This is a genomic window from Bacillus sp. FSL W8-0223, assembly GCF_038006805.1.
GTDB classification, from domain to species: domain Bacteria; phylum Bacillota; class Bacilli; order Bacillales; family DSM-4216; genus Bacillus_O; species Bacillus_O smithii.
Genome location: NZ_JBBOVX010000001.1, coordinates 317,501 through 335,068, shown reverse-complemented (window position 1 = coordinate 335,068; position 17,568 = coordinate 317,501). Strand labels below are relative to the sequence as shown.

At 40.9% G+C, this 17,568-nt stretch carries 16 protein-coding genes (1 of these 16 running past the window's edge); 4 read left to right on the top strand and 12 right to left on the bottom strand.

What is annotated here, in order from left to right; genetic code table 11:
* Positions 1–278 precede the first annotated feature (278 nt).
* The gene (locus NST81_RS01660; RefSeq protein WP_340396950.1) at positions 279–1,181 is read left to right on the top strand and encodes an aldo/keto reductase; all 903 of its coding nucleotides are present in this window, start codon (positions 279–281) and stop codon (positions 1,179–1,181) included.
* 110 nt (positions 1,182–1,291) lie between these two features.
* Here the strand turns inward: NST81_RS01660 and NST81_RS01655 are convergent, their stop codons facing one another.
* From NST81_RS01655 to gnd, 4 genes are all read right to left on the bottom strand, one after another.
* Positions 1,292–2,440, bottom strand: a complete 1,149-nt coding sequence (locus NST81_RS01655) for a thiolase family protein (RefSeq protein WP_341027882.1) — start codon at positions 2,438–2,440, stop codon at positions 1,292–1,294.
* Entirely contained in the window at positions 2,425–3,891 is a 1,467-nt protein-coding gene (locus tag NST81_RS01650) for an AMP-binding protein (RefSeq protein ID WP_341027880.1), read from the bottom strand. Before NST81_RS01650 ends, NST81_RS01655 begins: the two co-directional genes overlap by 16 nt.
* A gap of 7 nt (positions 3,892–3,898) precedes the next feature.
* The gene (locus NST81_RS01645; protein WP_048622503.1) at positions 3,899–4,453 is read right to left on the bottom strand and encodes a biotin transporter BioY; all 555 of its coding nucleotides are present in this window, start codon (positions 4,451–4,453) and stop codon (positions 3,899–3,901) included.
* Positions 4,454–4,785: 332 nt separating this feature from the next.
* On the bottom strand, positions 4,786–5,679 hold the full coding sequence (gene gnd, locus NST81_RS01640; RefSeq protein WP_003353154.1) for a phosphogluconate dehydrogenase (NAD(+)-dependent, decarboxylating): 894 nt from the start codon (positions 5,677–5,679) through the stop codon (positions 4,786–4,788).
* 429 nt (positions 5,680–6,108) lie between these two features.
* Between gnd and NST81_RS01635 the strand changes: the two genes are divergently transcribed.
* Positions 6,109–6,957, top strand: a complete 849-nt coding sequence (locus NST81_RS01635) for a MurR/RpiR family transcriptional regulator (RefSeq protein WP_003353155.1) — start codon at positions 6,109–6,111, stop codon at positions 6,955–6,957.
* 67 nt (positions 6,958–7,024) lie between these two features.
* Here NST81_RS01635 and NST81_RS01630 read toward each other — a convergent pair whose 3' ends face one another.
* Positions 7,025–7,681, bottom strand: a complete 657-nt coding sequence (locus tag NST81_RS01630; protein ID WP_341027876.1) for a DUF975 family protein — start codon at positions 7,679–7,681, stop codon at positions 7,025–7,027.
* 354 nt (positions 7,682–8,035) lie between these two features.
* Between NST81_RS01630 and NST81_RS01625 the strand changes: the two genes are divergently transcribed.
* The gene (locus tag NST81_RS01625) at positions 8,036–8,572 is read left to right on the top strand and encodes a YceI family protein (protein WP_003353157.1); all 537 of its coding nucleotides are present in this window, start codon (positions 8,036–8,038) and stop codon (positions 8,570–8,572) included.
* A 237-nt stretch (positions 8,573–8,809) separates the two neighbouring features.
* Here NST81_RS01625 and NST81_RS01620 read toward each other — a convergent pair whose 3' ends face one another.
* From NST81_RS01620 to NST81_RS01595, 6 genes are all read right to left on the bottom strand, one after another.
* Positions 8,810–9,625: a lipid II flippase Amj family protein gene (locus NST81_RS01620; RefSeq protein ID WP_082142221.1), complete on the bottom strand. Its 816-nt coding sequence runs from the start codon at positions 9,623–9,625 to the stop codon at positions 8,810–8,812.
* A gap of 918 nt (positions 9,626–10,543) precedes the next feature.
* Entirely contained in the window at positions 10,544–11,251 is a 708-nt protein-coding gene (locus NST81_RS01615) for an ABC transporter ATP-binding protein (RefSeq protein WP_003353163.1), read from the bottom strand.
* Positions 11,252–12,031 (bottom strand): ABC transporter ATP-binding protein, encoded by a 780-nt coding sequence (locus NST81_RS01610; protein ID WP_048622497.1) that lies wholly within the window; start codon positions 12,029–12,031, stop codon positions 11,252–11,254.
* A complete protein-coding gene (locus NST81_RS01605; protein ID WP_341027870.1) occupies positions 12,006–12,977 on the bottom strand; it encodes a branched-chain amino acid ABC transporter permease in 972 nt (323 codons plus the stop codon). Before NST81_RS01605 ends, NST81_RS01610 begins: the two co-directional genes overlap by 26 nt.
* Positions 12,978–12,986: 9 nt before the next feature.
* A complete protein-coding gene (locus NST81_RS01600; protein ID WP_003353169.1) occupies positions 12,987–13,865 on the bottom strand; it encodes a branched-chain amino acid ABC transporter permease in 879 nt (292 codons plus the stop codon).
* 80 nt (positions 13,866–13,945) lie between these two features.
* Positions 13,946–15,121: an ABC transporter substrate-binding protein gene (locus NST81_RS01595; protein WP_341027869.1), complete on the bottom strand. Its 1,176-nt coding sequence runs from the start codon at positions 15,119–15,121 to the stop codon at positions 13,946–13,948.
* A gap of 168 nt (positions 15,122–15,289) precedes the next feature.
* Here NST81_RS01595 and NST81_RS01590 point away from each other — a divergent pair, with 168 nt between their 5' ends.
* Positions 15,290–16,453, top strand: coding sequence for an IS256 family transposase (locus tag NST81_RS01590; RefSeq protein WP_048623008.1), 1,164 nt, complete (start codon positions 15,290–15,292; stop codon positions 16,451–16,453).
* A 990-nt stretch (positions 16,454–17,443) separates the two neighbouring features.
* Here the strand turns inward: NST81_RS01590 and NST81_RS01585 are convergent.
* Positions 17,444–17,568: the final stretch of an HAD family hydrolase gene (locus NST81_RS01585; RefSeq protein WP_341027865.1), read on the bottom strand. It continues 670 nt past the right edge of the window; 125 of the gene's 795 nt are visible here — the last part of the coding sequence; the start codon falls outside the window, past its right edge — the gene reads right to left on this strand; its stop codon occupies positions 17,444–17,446.

The following is a 17,568-nucleotide window of genomic DNA, read 5'->3' as shown; positions in this document are numbered from 1 at the left end:
TCCATCCCTTCTATGTCCTAAGACAAGAAGATCATCTATTCATTTAAATACACAAATTCACCGCCAATGTTAAACTAACCACTCCATAATGAATGATAAAGCAAAAGAAAATCACGTGGTTTGTCATGATTTCAAAACTTAGCTATAGCTCAATTATGAATTCCCATTAGCAAAAAAGAAGCATAGTTCACGAATGGTTTGGTAATGACAGGAAATGTTGGAAAGGTTAAGATAAATCTGTATTATCGTTTATCTTATTCACAGAAGGAGAATGATGAATGGAAAGAGTAAAATTAGCCAGTGATTTATCATTTTCTCGAATCATCCACGGTTATTGGCGGTTGGCGGATTGGAAAAAATCAAAAGAAGAAACTCTTTCAATCATTGAATATTGTCTTGAACTAGGCATTACGACCTTTGACCACGCTGATATTTACGGTAGCTACACATGTGAAGCGCTATTCGGAGAAGCATTGGCCCTTAAGCCAAGTTTGCGAGAAAAGATGGAAATTGTCACAAAATGCGGCATTGTCCTTCCCTCGCCAAATCGGCCGAAACATTTATCACATCATTATAACACCAGCAAAAAACATATCATTCGTTCCGTCGATCAGTCATTAAAAAATTTTCAAACTGACTACATTGATGTACTGTTGATCCACCGCCCCGACCCGTATATGGATCCCGAACAAACTGCCGAAGCCTTTGCCGAATTAAAAAAAGCCGGAAAAGTTCGCTATTTTGGAGTATCCAATTTCAAAGACCACCAATTTGAAATGCTTGAGTCTTATTTAGAAGAAAAATTGATTACCAATCAATTAGAGCTTTCCGCTTATCATTTAGAAAATTTCGAGGACGGTACTTTGAATTTTTGCTTAAAAAAACGGATACCACCTATGGCTTGGTCGCCTTTAGGCGGTGGCGCCATTTTCTCGTCCCAAGAAAAAAAGGCAGTGCGAATGAGAAAAACATTAGCGAAAATTGCCCGGGAAATTCAAGCGGAGAGCATAGACGAAGTTTTGTATGCCTGGCTTTTGAACCACCCGGCCAAGATTATGCCAATCGTGGGGTCCGGAAAAAAAGAACGCATCCAAAAAGCGGTCCGATCTTTAGAGCATACATTAACACACGACCAATGGTTCGAAATACTTCACAGCTCCATGGGACATGAGGTGCCTTAATCCCTTTCCGACCATATAACAACTTTCTAAAATCTTAAACCCAGCCTATGTCCGGCAAATCCCCTTTTCCCGCTCACGGATACAGTGCGGGAGAAGGGGATGATCAATGGTCATGATCGGAAACGTTGAAACAAAGCCGAAAGCCCAATTCCACCGCCTATCCCTAAAGTGGCAAGGCCCGTTTCTCCAAAATCACGCTTTATTTCATGAAAAAGCCTTGTCACAATAATGGCCCCTGATGCCCCATAAGGATGTCCAATGGCTAAGGCGCCTCCGTGAATATTCACTTTTTCTTCCGGCAACCCCAATTCGCGAATGGAAGCAATCACTTGAGAAGCAAAAGCTTCATTAAATTCAACCAAGTCAATGTCCTGTAGGCTGATTCCCGTTCTGTGCAGCAATCTCTTTACCGCTGGAACCGGTCCAATTCCAAGCAGATTCGGATCGACTCCAGCTACGGCACTGTCGACAAATTCCATCACCGGCTCCAGATTCAGTTCGCGACATTTTTCCAAAGACATTACAAGGACAATGGCCGCTCCGTCATTGATCGGACACGCATTTCCCGCTGTCACCATCCCATCTTCTTGAAAAACGGGCTTTAGTGCTCTCAATAAAGAAAGAGTAAGTCCGGGACGAGGACATTCATCTTGACTCTTATTGTTTATCGGGACAATTTCTTCAGCGAATAATTGATTTTCTTGGGCCTTGACAGCTTTTTGATGGCTTCGTAGTGCATACTCATCCTGTTCTTCTCGGCTCACATGATACACTCGTGCCACATTTTCCGCCGCGATCCCCATTTCCGGATCCCCGATCCAATCTGGAGAAAATCGTGCGCGTGTATAAATTCGCGGAGCAGCCGCCGAATATAAAGAAGCTGGCTTTTCTATTTTCCATGGCGCCAGACTAGTACTTTCCACTCCACCCGCTATATAGATATTTCCAGCACCGGCCTGAACGAAGCGGCAAGCAGTAATAATAGCTTCCAATCCAGATCCGCACTGACGGTCAATGGTCATGCCCGGTATTTCAACAGGCAAACCCGCTGTTAAAGCGGAAAGCCTGGCAAGATTTCCTCCAGGTCCCACCACGTTCCCTAAAATCACATCATCTATTTCTTCCGCGGGAATAGGGCATTCCTCTAAAACCGCTTGAATCACTTTCGCTGCCAACACTTCCGGCAGAACATTACGGAAAATTCCGCCAATTTTTCCAACAGCACTTCTTTTTGCTGCCACAATCACTGCTCTTGGCATGACAACACCTTCTCCAGCCACTGTTTTAATGTGAAGCGATCTACTTTTCCGCTTTTGGTCAAAGGCCAATGATCCATTTCAACCCATTGTTTTGGGCATTTGTAAGCAGCGAGATGCTGCCTGCAAAAACGCTTGATTTCTTCTTCCGATTCTTTTTTTCTCCACTGCACACACGCGACGCCTTTTTCGCCCCAATACTCGTCCTTTATTCCAATGACCACCGCTTCTTCTACCGAAGGATGCTTTTTAATGACATGCTCTACTTCCTCTGGGTAAACTTTCAGCCCTCCGCTTTTAAACATATTTTTGCGTCGCCCGACAATATGAAGGCGGCCTTGTGAATCCATTCTTCCCATATCGCCAACAGTGGCCCCAAAATGGGTTAACACTTTTTTCGTTTCGTTCTCGTCTTTTACATAACCGGAAAATAATAATGGGCTGTCTATGTAGACTTGCCCGATTTCCCCCGGTTCGACATCCCGTCCTGCTTGATCACAAATGCGAATGTGAACACCCGGAAATGGCTTGCTTCCTTTTTCTTCAGCCGGATATTCTTGATAAGCGACAAAGCTTAGCTCCGAAGCTCCATAATATTCAAACAATCTTGCCTGCGGAAAAAGCTGCTTTGCCCGCTCCTTTGAATTTTCCTCCCAATAAGCACCGGAAGCCAAAATCCATTTGACACTTTGATGGATGATGGGTTTCCATCGGTATTGAGCCATTATTTTTTCCAGCATCGTCGGGACAACATGCAGCATATCCACACAGCCTTGCTTCAACAGACGACAGACTTTGTCCACATCAAACGACTCAAGCATATAAAAAGTGCTGCCGCCATGAACGGCATGAACAGCGGCAAACAACGACAAAGAGTGGCATAAAGGCCCCGGAGCCAAAACGCTATGGCCGCTATGAAAACCAAAGGCTGTCTCTCCGGCGGAAAAGCTTTTAAGCCATGAACCATGATTGCGAACATAGCCTTTCGGTTTTCCCGTCGTACCTGAAGTAAATCCCAAATAAAAAAGGTCGTCTTCTGTCGGAGGCTTTGGCAAATTCGAACTGCCGGCAGAATACTGATACAGCTGTTCGACCGGTATTACCAAAGTTTCTTGCCATCCCGGAGAAGAATCATTCTCTGCAATCACTGCATCAGGGCAGGCAATACTCATGGCATGACGCAATTCCGCCGTCGTCCATTTTCTATCTAAAGGGACAGCGATCCAACCGAGACGAATAATCGCAAAAAAGGCTTCGAGGAATTCTGGCCTATTTCCTAGCCATAAAGCGACTTTTCGTCTTCTTCCCTCACCTAATATTTGAAGAAGCCTATCGGATATTCCTTTGATGTGATCCCGGAATTCCCTATAAGTAATCTGTGTGTGTTCAAAACAAACAGCCGGTGTATCTGGCTGCGTTTCTGCATAGTGCGATAATGATTCTCCTATATACATGACCGGCTCATCCTTCATCCGCAAACCTTTTGAAGGATAAACGCTTTCTCAATTCAATGGCTACTATGGCCGACACGATCGCTTTCGTCAAATCTCCCGGCAAGTAAATCAGAGCTGCTGTCATCGCCGCCAGCCATGGCGTACCGGTAACAACGGATAAATACGTTACTCCGCATAAGTAAACGAAAATCATCCCACCTAAAATATTAAAAAGAAGCAACTTCCACACATTTAGATTATTTCGATAGCGGTCCGCCAAATAACCGATCAAAAACGCCGCAATCGGATAAGACATAATATATCCTCCGCTCGGGCCAAGGAGTACGGACATACCTCCTCTTCCACCTGATAATACCGGAACGCCCATTGCTACTAACAGATCAAATAATAATAAACTCAAACCTCCCAATCTGGGACCAAGGACCGCCCCAGCCAGCATCACTCCAAATGTTTGAGCTGTGATCGGAACTGGCGAAAACGGACTTGGGATTGGCGGTATCAACCCTAGCGCCGCCACCACAGCTGTAAACATCGCCGCTAGCACCATATCTCTTGTTTTCATCTTCATCCTCCTCATGATGTATGATACTAGCATTATAGTAAACAATACTTTTTATGTAAACTGAAAAATAACAAAGTTTACATAAAACAAAACTTGCTCAGCCTGCTATACATTGATAAAAGGCTAGCCATCAAAACCCTATGGAACGCTCCCCCGCCCTCTCTACCTAATGCTTTAATGGCTTTCTTTTTTAATCCCTTTATCAATATCGGTGGACCGTCAATCGATGGAAAAAATCATCCATTAAAAAAGACCGCAACTACATCCTTTCTCAACGAATCACTCATGATCCGCGCTTTTAGGTGTAGTTAACGGTCCTGACAACGAATAGTTTAAGATCTTTCTACTGCATGCCCGCCAAATTCATTTCGTAAAGCAGCAACTACTTTTCCAGTAAAGGTATCGTTTTCGAGCGAACGATACCTCATCAATAAGGACAGGGCGATGACCGGTGTGGCCGTTTGTAAATCCAGAGCCGTTTCCACCGTCCATTTTCCTTCACCGGAAGAGTGCATCACGCCTTTGATGCCGTCTAATTTCGCATCTTTCGAGAAGGCGCGTTCGGTTAATTCCATCAGCCAGGAACGAATGACGGACCCATTGTTCCATACTCTCGCGACTTTTTCGTAGTCAAAATCAAAGTCGCTTTTCTCCAATACTTCAAATCCTTCTCCAATAGCGGCCATCATCCCGTATTCAATGCCGTTGTGGACCATTTTCAAGAAGTGGCCGCTGCCCGGTTTACCGGCATATAAATAGCCGTTTTCCACAGCGGTATCCCGGAAAATCGGTTCCACGATGTTCCAAGCTTCGGGATCTCCCCCTACCATATAACAAGCCCCATGGCGAGCTCCTTCCATGCCTCCGGAAGTACCGGCATCCATGAAGCGGATGCCTGCTTCTTTGAACTCGTTGTAGCGGCGAATCGATTCTTTATAGTGGGAATTCCCCGCTTCGATCACAATATCGTCTTTTTCCAAAAGCGGCTTCAGGTCGCTGAGGACGGAATCCACCACACCATGCGGCACCATGATCCAGACAATTCTTGGCTTTTCCAACGAGTCCACCAGTTCTTGTAAGCTGGAAGTTCCTTGAGCGCCATATTTTTGGATTTCTTCCACCGCCTTGGGATTGACGTCATACGCTACCACTTCGTGGCGATGGTCGATTAAGTTTTGGCCTAAATTCAGCCCCATTTTTCCTAAACCGATTAATCCAATTTTCATATTCATTCTCCTATCTTAATAGAAAAAAATTTTCTTTTTATCCTTATTTTATAATAAAAATTTTTTAATTCAAAGATGGCAATGAAAATATATTTTATTCACAGCTTTTTTCATGTACACTAAAATAAGAAACTTTCGTTCGACAACCCGATACGTATCCGGGACGAAATAGGATCAAAGAGCAATCGTCAAAAATTTTTCCAACTATATAGGTTATTCACGTAAGGCAGGCAACGGAGCTTATCATCATATGGAGATAAGACCTTCGGGAAGTGCAAAACACAAGAAATCAAAACCGTTTAATGGAAGCGTTCACAAGATTATGGTTAACAAAGCCAAAGAACCTGCAGATTCAGCCGCTGCACTATGATCATCCCTGCTTTGGATTGCTTGTCTGTTTTAAAAACACGAAAAAGGAGAGAGTGACTTATGGCCACCCGATCTTGCTTGCAAACCATTCGATCTGCTTATTCCAGCTTTAGTCCTAAGGAACAAACGATTGCCGATTACTTTTTGGAAAAACCGCAAGAAGTTATCCACAGCACTATCAACCAAGTAGCTGACGACCTCCAAGTGGCCGAAGCTACGATTTTCCGTTTTTGCAAACGTATAGGTTTTAAAGGGTTTCAAGCAATGAAAATCGCCTTGGCATCTGAAATTGTGACCCCCATTCAAGATATACATGAAAACATATTAGAAGATGATACAAGCGATCAAGTCGCTGAAAAAGTGTTCCAATCCAATATCCGAACATTGCAAGATACTCTGAACATTTTAAACCTTCAACACTTTGGGGAAGCGGTTGAGTATCTCCTGCAGGCAAAAAAAATTTCATTTTACGGCACAGGCGGCTCAGCCATCGTGGCTTTGGATGCTCAGCACAAATTTATGAGAACAGGCATCCCTACAGAGGCATTTATGGATGCCCACTTTCAAATCATGTCCGCCTCCTTGCTGTCCAAACAAGATGTCGCGGTCTTTATCTCTCATTCCGGAATGAATAAAGATTTGCTTGAAATTGTGGATGTTGCTAAAAAAACCGGCTGTAAAACCATTGCCATTACCAGTTTTTCGAAATCGCCGCTCACTCAAAAGGCCGATCTATCCTTGCATACCGTTTCACAAGAAACCGAATATCGTTCAGAAGCTCTCGCTTCGCGCATTGCCCAATTGTCCATCATTGACGCTTTATTTGTCAACGTCATGAAGGAGAGAAAAGAAAAAGCCGCAGGCACGCTTCAAAAAATACGGGAAGCAATCGCTGTGAAAAAAGTGTGAACAACGCTTTTTCTCTTACGAAAAAAACCACCCATTTGTAAATGAGCGGCAGCATGTAATCCTTCGATTATGGTTGGGGAACTTCTTCCCTTTTTTGAGAGATTTCTTCATAAAAACGGGCTAATGAGCTGTAGACGTAAGGAACTAACCAAAGAAACCCGATACCTAAAGTAATCAAACTGAGGATGAACCAGCCAATAAAACTTAATTGCAGCAGAAAGTATCTCCATTTGTATCCGTTCATCATTTTTCTGCTCTCTGTAATGATTTGATTTAATGAATAGTCCGGATGATCTTTCAAAATAAAGTAAGCTTGAGAATAAGCGAAGCTCTTAATAATACCGGGAATGACTAATAATAAAGACCATAAAAACGTGTAAATGGTTATGAGAATGGTCAAGCCGAGCGATTTCCAGTACAACTTGCCGGAGAACAGCTCGAACGTGTTCTTTATTTGAACAGGTTCTTTTCTCACCAATCGTAAAAATACCCAACTGTATCCAACCGTAACCGGTGTTAACAACAATGTGAGGATTTGAGACACAATGGCAGGCCAGTTTTGCTCTTCAGACGCCCATCGTGTAAAACCGCCGCTTAAAATGACTTCTACTAAATAAGGGACAACTGAATAAACCAAAAAGACGACGATGCTCAAAAGCACTGCAAATCCCCAATGGTTTTTTAGCGCCTGCCGCGCTTCTCTCTTGATGCTCCTTATTTTCATGCTTTTTCATCTCCTCTCCATACAACATATTCAAAAGACATCAAAAATTGTTTAAAAAAAGTTAATGAATAAGTCTATTTTTTTGTTTTCCCACTCCTCCTAAAGCCTAATTGCTTTAGAATTTAACTTATCTAAAACGTACTTTCATTCATCCAATGTGTTGATCTTTTTCCTAAACCCTTCTCCCGATACTGTTTCATTCTCCTTTAACATCTATCTTACGAGCGCTTGTATGAAAAAACTGTTTAAATTGACAATTGTTACTATCACTCTTATACTTTAATTATCGCATTATATTATTTATTAACACTAACTTACTTTTAGTAATAATATTGGTGAATTGGAGGAATCAAAATGACCATTTCCAGATGGATCGTGGACCCGGCCCATAGTAACATTGATTTTTCTGTCAGACATATGATGATATCGAGAGTAAGGGGCGCATTTAAAAACTTCAATGCTTCCATTGAAGCGGATCCAACCGATTTAACAACGGCAAAGATTCAAGTAGAAATCGATTTAGCCAGCATTGACACTCGCAACAGTGACCGTGATCAACATTTAAAGTCCGCTGATTTCTTTGACATCGAAAAATACCCAACATTGACATTTCGCACTACAAACATTCACAAAAAAGGCGATGGAGAGTATGAAGTAACGGGAGATGTCAATTTTCATGGCGTCACTCGCCCAGAAACATTTACAGTAGTGTTTGAAGGCTTGGCGAAAGATCCTATGAGCGGTAAAGAAAAAGCAGGATTTTCCGCTAATGGCGTGATTAAACGCAGCGACTACAACCTGACTTGGAATGCTCCGCTCGAAACCGGCGGTGTTCTTGTCGGCGATGACGTTAAAGTAGCCATCTACATTGAAGCTGCAAAAGAAGATTAAAAGAAAAGCCCGAATGGGGGCCATACGCCTCCTTCGGGCTTTTACATCATCACGTTAGATCGTGGTTCTTTTCTACTCCTATCTTAGACCTTTATCAGGCCAATAAATAAGGACATTAAGTTTTTTATCAAGAACAAATTTTAAAAAGATAAATAAAAGGACATTACATATTTTATATGGCTAAAATGTAATGTCCTTTTTTTAAATGAACGCCCTCTTAGTGGAATAACCTCTTCATTAAATCCACTTGGCAAACCAAGCGACATAGTAGGCAGCGGGAATAAACAAAAATTGAGCCACGATTGTGCCTAAAAATTTTGAACTAACCATTGTCAAAGTGTAACTTTTTAAATAAATATAATCAATTTGATTTTTCATTACTCTATCTGCTAATACAGAAGCTTTTGGATCAATAAACAAAGTTAACAAAATGGTCGCTATTCCATTTATAATCCCAGATGACATTAATGCAGCCTGTGCATAATATTTCGGAACTAACAATGAAGCATATATGGAAGAGAGTACACCAGTTGTAAATATAGCAGAAATAATGATATTTATCACAAAAAGACGTTTAGGTATTGTTTTTAAGGTAATCCCTTTTAGGTAGGTAAATCTCGGCAATCTAAAACATTTCAAAACTTTTTTAAAACCTTCTATATTAAAGAACTTAAAAAATAAAGTGATCATCGAACCTCGTTCATTTGACAATTGAACGATGGCTCTTGAGAAGACGTTGATAAATGTCGGAAAAAGAAAAATCCCCAGTAAAACTCCAATTGAAGTTAATCCCATTAAAATTCTATACTGCTCCTCTATAAAATGTAATCTATTTATATCTGGAGCTTCTGCAATAAGTTTTGCTGTTAAAGGTTGTTGAATGGTTGTAGATAATCTTGAAACGACCACTAATGTACTAAACAAAGATATTGCAGTTGCGATTAACTTTACTCTTGCCCCTGAAATCCTCGTTGAATAGGCCAAAGTCTCAATCATTGTGATAACTAATAAAAATGAAGAGATGATCATTACTTTACTTGTAATTAGTTCCATAAAAATCCCCCTCATAAATAAAATTATTCTAACCGTAAACAATGTTTCATCAACTTACCGACCATATCATTTTGAATTTCTTCATTAGATGAATCGTCTTGTCTGTTTTTTGCTTTAACAAGTTGCAGGGGATTGGCCCTTGCACTCTCATATGGATTCCTCAACCATGGGACAAACTCCATCAAGTTTTCTTAAACGAATCTCCCTGTAATCTTTCTTTTTCTCCCGTAAATACATAAAATATTGCTTTAAAGCATAACGGTTTAGTTTTTACTGTATTACTGCGTTTCCCTGTTGTATTTAAATAGTTCAGATACTCAACGACAGGAATCAAAGGAAATCCCACTTCACCACTAATACATTATCTCCTGCTGTCATTCTCTAAAGACTTCGCTACGCCTCCCGCTTTGGACTATGCCCTTTCCTAAAAAACTAATTATTTTAAATTTTCATCCAAAATCGATATATCTATTATGTATGAAAAAAGAGGATATATGTCCTTAAACTGAACATAATACCCTCTAATCATCTTAGTATATTTAAAATTTCCAAAGTTCTTTTCGTTTTACGTCCCATAAATCCCTCCATAATCCGTTTTGCACTTCGACTTTTATTTTCGTTTCTTGTAAAAGAATGCTGATAAAAATATAGATATACCAAGAGCAATAAATCCGCTTGAATCGAGAAAATTTATTAATGTTGACTTTTCTTTCATATCTTTTATGAATAATAAAAGGCCATACGAAGCAAAAAAAATTCCTGATACAATACTTATTTTTCCAATGAGAGACAAATCTTTCATGAAATACAACACTCCACATTCACCATTTTTTCTATAACATTAGCAGAAACCATTGAAATGATTAAAACACTTCCGCCTTGTTCAGACGGAAGTGTTTTAATCAGAACTTTTGTCCATTATTGCCCTCCTAAATAAGCATGTTTGATTTGATCGCTTTCGTTCAGCTCTTCCGGAGTTCCGGACAGGACGACTTTCCCTGTTTCAATCACGTAAGCTCGATCGGCTACTGACAGAGCCATATTGGCATTTTGCTCCACCAGCAAAATGGTTGTACCAGTTTCATTGATTTCCTGAATAATTCGGAAAATGGTTTTCACTAAAAGAGGCGCTAATCCCATGGAAGGTTCATCCAGCAGCAGCAGTTTCGGACGAGCCATCAATGCTCGGCCCATGGCTAGCATTTGCTGCTCTCCGCCCGATAAAGTTCCCGCCTGCTGCTTCCAACGTTCCTGCAGCCGCGGAAACAACTGAAAAACTTTTTCGTAATCTTTGCGAATCTCATCTTTATCCTTCCTCAAAAAAGCTCCTAATTCCAAATTTTCTTGAACAGACATATTCGCAAAAATTCGACGTCCTTCCGGAACGTGAGAAATCCCCATCTTAACGATTGCTTGAGCCGGTTTTCCCATAATAGATTGATTCTCGTACTCTATTTTTCCTGATTTCGGCTTTAGCAATCCGGAAATCGTTTTTAACAGTGTACTCTTTCCAGCGCCATTCGCTCCTATCAGCGTCACAATTTCGCCTTGATGAATATCCAAAGACACACCCTTTAAAGCATGAATATTTCCATAATAAACATGAATATCTTCTATTTTCAGCATTTACGATACCTCCTCGCCCAGATAGGCTTCAATGACTTTCGGATTGTTTCGAATTTCCTCCGGTGTTCCCTGGGCAATCAGCTGTCCGTGGTCGAGGACGTAAATCCGTTCGCAAACACCCATGACTAAATTCATATCATGTTCAATCAACAAGATCGTCAATTCAAACTGATCGCGGATAAACGCAATCAAATTCATTAAATCATGAGTTTCCTGCGGATTCATTCCGGCTGCCGGCTCATCAAGCAATAAAAGCTTTGGATTCGCTGCGAGAGCTCTCGCAATTTCCAAACGCCGCTGCTGTCCGTATGGCAAGTTTTTTGCCTTTTCGTGTACATAACCTTCCAGTTTGAAAAGCTTTAGAATGTCCAGCGATTTTTCTTCTATTTCCTTTTCATTCTTAAAATGGGAAGGAAGGCGAAAAATGGAGCTGATAATAGAGTTTTTCGCTGAAGAGTGATAAGCCACTTTCACATTGTCAAGAACAGAAAGGTCCTGAAACAATCGAATGTTTTGGAAAGTGCGGCTGATGCCTTTTCGTGTAATTTTAAAAGGCGCCATTCCATTTAACCGTTCACCGTTAAACAAAAGATTTCCTTCCGTCGGTACATATACGCCGGTTAAAAGGTTAAAAAAAGTAGTTTTGCCGGCTCCGTTTGGCCCGATTAGCCCGACAAGCTCCCCTTTATAAATTTCCATATTGGCCTCGGCCACAGCTTTTAAGCCGCCAAATCGAATTCCGACATTCTCCACTTTAAGCAACGGTTTGTTTGTTGTCATGGTTCGTTCCCCCTTCAGCTGCACGTTTCTTGAAAAATGTCGCCAGTTCTTTTGTCCCCATCAGTCCTTGAGGGCGGAACAACATCATGAGAATCAAAACAAGACTATATATCACCATGCGGGTTTCCGGATAATCTTGAAGAAACGTGGAAATAATCGTCAGCAAGATCGCTGAAATAACCGCTCCAGACATGCTCCCTAATCCACCTAATACAACAAAAATCAAGATATCAAAAGACTTTAAAAATCCGAAGTTAGTCGGCTGAATGATGTAAAAGTTGTGGGAATATAAACCTCCGGCCACCCCGGCAAAAAACGCCCCTATCACAAATGCCACCACTTTATAAAAAGTAGTATTAATCCCCATCGCATCAGCAGCGATTTCATTTTCACGGACGGAAATACATGCTCGTCCATGTCTGGAATTCGTAAAATTGGCTATCACCACAATAGCAATCAGCGTACAGGCAAATACCCATGGCCACGTGGTAAAATGAGAGACTTGCATCCCGCTTGCTCCCCCGACATAATCAATATTCAATAATGCAATCCGCAATATCTCTCCAAATCCCAGTGTGGCAATGGCCAAATAGTCTCCTTTTAAGCGAAGCGTCGGAATCCCGATGATCAATCCTGCCACAGCTGCTGCCACTCCGCCTATCAAAAGGGCTGCCGAAAAAGGCAATTGAAACTTCATCGTCATAATCGCCGATGCATATGCCCCCACCGCTAAAAACCCGGCATGGCCAATCGAAAATTGTCCTGTAATACCAATAATAAGGTGAAGACTGACCGCCAATATGATATTGATGCCAATTAAAAATAGTGTGTTTAAATAGAAGGAATTAAGAATTTGCCCGGTAATAAGAATTTGAACCACTGCAAATGCTGCGAGCGCCAATATGATGGAAAGCCAAAAGCCTTTTGTATGTCTGATCGTCATCATTTTTTCCTCCTACACTTTTTCTCTTACATTTTTTCCAAACAAGCCGGACGGTCGAAAAATTAACAGCAGAATCAAAACGATAAATGCCGCCCCATCGCGCCATAATGAAAAGCCCATTGCACTGACCAACGATTCAATGACACCGAGAAGCAAACCTCCCACCATGGCTCCCGGAATAATCCCTATACCCCCCAATACGGCTGCGACGAAAGCTTTCAGTCCTGGGATAATTCCCATGAGTGGATCAATTTTGGTATAGTAAATTCCAAAAATAACTCCGGCAGCGCCTGCTAAAGCAGAACCGATGGCAAAAGTGGCCGATATGGTGCGGTCTACGCTGATTCCCATTAATCGTGCAGCTTCCGCATCATAGGAAACGGCCCGCATGGCCTTTCCTACCTTTGTTCGATGTACGATAAACTGAAGAACGATCATTAATACAATGGAGGTAAAAAGGATCAACAGCGATTGGCTATTGATCGTAACCCCGAAAATGTTGATATTTTTTTCGGGAAGAACATTGCTTGGATATGCTTCCGGCTGTGCTCCGTGCAAATAGATCGTGCCATATTCAATAAACAAAGAAACTCCAATCGCTGTGATCAGCGCGGCAATTCTCGTAGCATTGCGCAATGGCTTATAGGCAATGCGTTCAATGAGCACGCCAAACACTGCGCAAACCGCCATCGCCAACAGCAAAGCCGGGAAAAAACCGAAATGAAACACGGTGACGGAGTAAAATCCGATAAAGGCTCCTACCATAAAAACATCACCATGTGCAAAATTAATCAATTTCACGATTCCATAAACCATGGTATATCCGAGAGCAAGTAAAGCATAGATGCTGCCGAGCGATATTCCGTTTACTAATTGTTGAACGAATTCCATTATGCATGCTCCTCCCATCCTTGTGGCTTAATCCCTTTGAAAATTCAAAATAGGGGGAAAGATCCCCCCTATCTTCAAGATTATGGATTCACTTTTGTTTTAAATACTTGCTTACCATCCTTATATTCTAAGATAGAGGCGGATTTAATCGGATTATGATCTTTGTCAAAAGTCAAGGTGCCTGACACCAATTCAAGATTCTTTGTGTCTTCCAGTGCTTTTTTGATTTTCTCCGGATCTGTGCTTCCCGCCCTTTTTATTGCATCTGCCAACAGGTAAGCCGTATCATAGCCAAGCGCATTAAAGGCATCTGGAGAATCTCCATTATATTTTGCTTTAAATTTTTTCACAAATTTCTGAATTTTTTGATCCGGATCTCCGGAAGAATAGTGATTCGTAATATAAGTATTATTCAATGCCTTTGGCCCGGCAATTTTCACCAGTTTTGGTGAATCCCAACCGTCTCCGCCCATAATCGGAACGTTTAAACCAATTTCACGAGCCTGTTTTACAATCAGCCCTACTTCTTCATAGTAGCCCGGCAAGTAAATAAACTGTGGATTTTCGCCTTTGATTCTTGTTAATGTAGCATGAAAATCTGTATCTTTTGCTACATACGCTTCTTTTGAAACGATTTTCCCGCCCGTTTTCTTAAAGGATTTTTCAAAAGCACTTGCCAACCCTTTTGCATAATCACTCGAGCTGTCAATGAGAATCGCCGCTTTTTTCACTTTCAGTTGATCGGCTGCAAAATTCGCTGCGACCGTCCCTTGAAATGGGTCGATAAAACAAGTCCGAAACACATAGTCATTCAGCTTTCCACCCTTTACAGTCACTTCCGGATTCGTGGCTGTCGGCGTAATTAAAGGAATCTTGTTATCTTGCGCCACTTGTACTTGTGCAAGCGTATTGGTACTTGTTGCAGAACCTACAAGGACCGCTACTTTATCTTGGCTCACCAGCTTAATGGCGGTGCTCGTAGCTTCAGCCGCATCAGATTTATTATCCGCTTTGATTAATTCAATTTTCTTCCCATCAATTCCTTTTTTATTAATATCATCTAATGCGAGAGCAAATCCCTCAGCAATGGATTGCCCATACGATGCCACATTCCCCGACAGTTCGAGATCGGCGCCCACCTTGATCGTTTTGCCGTTCGATGCGCTTCCGCCGGTGGTGCTGCTGGCTCCGCACCCTGCCATGAGTACGGTTGAGAATAATAAAGTCAGCGTAATACTAGAAAATTTTTTCTTCATAAAAATTCCCCCATTTTTTTATTTCTTTCCTAACAAATGAATGAACGACGCAGACCTCGATGATGTAAATTATTTTGTGTAAGCAAATTTTTCTACTAGAAAAAAAGAAAAAGGCAGGGTATTCTCAGATTTGCGACCAAACAAAACTGAAAGGAGATACCCTACCTTATGAGTAATAGTATACTCAACTCAGATTTCGCAAATCAACTGGAAAATATGATAAAAGATTTTGTTCAAGAAAAGCTTGAATTCATCATGAGAGAAGAAATCAAAAATTTCCTCCAAGTGGAACAGGAACACGTTCAAAACTCAAGAAATGGTTATTATCACCGTACTCTTGATACAAAGTACGGGAAAATAGAAGCTCTTACGGTTCCAAGAGATCGCAACGGGGATTTCCAGACTCAACTGTTTGAGCCTTATCAACGTCAAGACGGCTGGCTGGAACAGGCGATTATTAAAATGTATCAAAGTGGGATGAGCACTCGAGAAATTGGGAAGTTTATCGAAAGAATTCTTGGTTCAACCTACTCTCCTACCACGATTAGTCATATTACAGATGCCGCGTTGGAGGATATTCAAAAATGGCAACAACGTCCATTAAACAAACGGTATTCTGTGTTGTATCTTGATGGGTTTTATATAAAAGTTCGTCGTGATACGTATGCCAAAGAAGTCATTTACGTTGTTCTTGGTGTCAATGAAGAAGGTTATCGTGAAATTCTTGGCTTTTACGTTGGAGGTCAAGAAAGCGCGCATGGCTGGCAAGAGATTCTCCAAGACCTTTATACACGCGGTGCTCATGAAGTCTTACTTGGTGTTTTTGATGGACTCCCAGGTCTTGAAGAAGCCTTTAAAGCCGTCTATCCGAAAGCCGATGTTCAACGATGTGTGGTCCACAAAGTAAGAAATACGTTAAACAAGGTAAGGAAAAAAGACCAATTTGAAGTGGCTGAAGACCTAAAGCTGATCTATCGTTCGATGACAAGAGACGCAGCCATTCAAGCCTTTCATGAGTTTAAAGACAAGTGGTCTAAAAAGTATCCTAGAGAAGTCCAATCTTGGGAACAAGATTTAGATGTCCTCCTAACATTCATGAAATATCCGACCAGTATTCGTAGTGTCATCTACACGACCAATGCTATTGAACGAACGATTAAAGATATACGTAAACGACTCAAAACGATGAACAGCTTAACCAGTATTGAAGCAGCAGAAAAAATCACGTTCTTAACGGTACAGGACTTGAATGAAAAATGGTCCACTAGAAAACTTAAAGGGTTTTCTACGGCATACAAGGCACTTCAAGATATGTTTGAAGAAAGATACTGAAAGACCAAATTTTGTTCATGAAGAACAGAGTCTAGGGAGACTAAGTTGTCTTATATGAGACTGAATATTCAGTCTCATATAAGACAACTAAACACCTCCTCCAAGATTAAAAAAACGTATCTGAGAATACTCTCTTACACAAAATTCTTGACGGTACCCAGACCTCCTTCTTATACTAATAAAATATTACAATTATTTGATATATATTAATATTCTGAAAATATTGTATATTATTCTTTCCTTTTAGTCCAGTCATTCTTTAATATTTTTATTCTTTTTGTATGAATAAAAATACTCATTTACCTACTCGAAATATATTGATTTCCAAGTGTTCATCTAGTTTTTCTTCTATTATTCGGGAAAATTGTCATCTCTTTTTACCTAGGTCCATCTTAATAAATTATCATGATCACTCGCACAAAAAACTTGCTCGTCATTCTGTACGAATGGTTATTAAAGAGCAATAATTTTCTTAAATATTTATGTCTGTATTTTACTAGTATAGGGTTAGCCTTGCTTATATATAGTAATAGACTATTAAGCAAAAACGTTTGTGAAATGGAAAACGGAAAAATCTAAGAGAAAGTAGTCCTAAAGGGTCATGCAGTAAATAATGAAACTAGGAGGCGTTGATTTATAAGATGTTCACTCAACGCTCGATTTGCACTCTATAAAAGCAATGGCTATTCAGTTCTCATATTTGAGAAAAACCACTGTCATTCTTTTCACACATAAGAACGATTTTGCCGTTTTTCACAAAATAGATCTACTTAATAAAAACCCTCTAAAGCAGATCTCAGTTAGCAACCACCCATAACAGGCAGGTCACTCTTGTTTTTGCGTCTACTGTTAGAGGGAATCTTGTTTTTATGAATAAAATCAGGTCAACATGTTCTGACGGAACAAAACGATGCTATTGTTGCTTTCCGACGAAAAAACATCGATCGATTAAGAATTGCACAAATATCAGCCATAGCAGATATCATGATCTTATCGCGGAAGAAGAACGGTCGTATCCAAAACGTCTTTCAATCGCTCTACACGATAGGTCGGTTTTGCTCCCTCCATTTTTTTGCCGTCTCCGTGATCAATCCAGATCGAATCGATTCCGGCGT

What these genes read in the sequence shown, in the direction of transcription:
- NST81_RS01660 (WP_340396950.1), top strand. Translation starts at nt 279, where the DNA reads ATGGAAAGAGTAAAATTAGCCAGTGATTTATCATTTTCTCGAATCATC.
- NST81_RS01655 (WP_341027882.1), bottom strand. Translation starts at nt 2,440, where the DNA reads ATGCCAAGAGCAGTGATTGTGGCAGCAAAAAGAAGTGCTGTTGGAAAA.
- NST81_RS01650 (WP_341027880.1), bottom strand. Translation starts at nt 3,891, where the DNA reads ATGTATATAGGAGAATCATTATCGCACTATGCAGAAACGCAGCCAGAT.
- NST81_RS01645 (WP_048622503.1), bottom strand. Translation starts at nt 4,453, where the DNA reads ATGAAAACAAGAGATATGGTGCTAGCGGCGATGTTTACAGCTGTGGTG.
- gnd (WP_003353154.1), bottom strand. Translation starts at nt 5,679, where the DNA reads ATGAAAATTGGATTAATCGGTTTAGGAAAAATGGGGCTGAATTTAGGC.
- NST81_RS01635 (WP_003353155.1), top strand. Translation starts at nt 6,109, where the DNA reads ATGGCCACCCGATCTTGCTTGCAAACCATTCGATCTGCTTATTCCAGC.
- NST81_RS01630 (WP_341027876.1), bottom strand. Translation starts at nt 7,681, where the DNA reads ATGAAAATAAGGAGCATCAAGAGAGAAGCGCGGCAGGCGCTAAAAAAC.
- NST81_RS01625 (WP_003353157.1), top strand. Translation starts at nt 8,036, where the DNA reads ATGACCATTTCCAGATGGATCGTGGACCCGGCCCATAGTAACATTGAT.
- NST81_RS01620 (WP_082142221.1), bottom strand. Translation starts at nt 9,625, where the DNA reads ATGGAACTAATTACAAGTAAAGTAATGATCATCTCTTCATTTTTATTA.
- NST81_RS01615 (WP_003353163.1), bottom strand. Translation starts at nt 11,251, where the DNA reads ATGCTGAAAATAGAAGATATTCATGTTTATTATGGAAATATTCATGCT.
- NST81_RS01610 (WP_048622497.1), bottom strand. Translation starts at nt 12,031, where the DNA reads ATGACAACAAACAAACCGTTGCTTAAAGTGGAGAATGTCGGAATTCGA.
- NST81_RS01605 (WP_341027870.1), bottom strand. Translation starts at nt 12,977, where the DNA reads ATGATGACGATCAGACATACAAAAGGCTTTTGGCTTTCCATCATATTG.
- NST81_RS01600 (WP_003353169.1), bottom strand. Translation starts at nt 13,865, where the DNA reads ATGGAATTCGTTCAACAATTAGTAAACGGAATATCGCTCGGCAGCATC.
- NST81_RS01595 (WP_341027869.1), bottom strand. Translation starts at nt 15,121, where the DNA reads ATGAAGAAAAAATTTTCTAGTATTACGCTGACTTTATTATTCTCAACC.
- NST81_RS01590 (WP_048623008.1), top strand. Translation starts at nt 15,290, where the DNA reads ATGAGTAATAGTATACTCAACTCAGATTTCGCAAATCAACTGGAAAAT.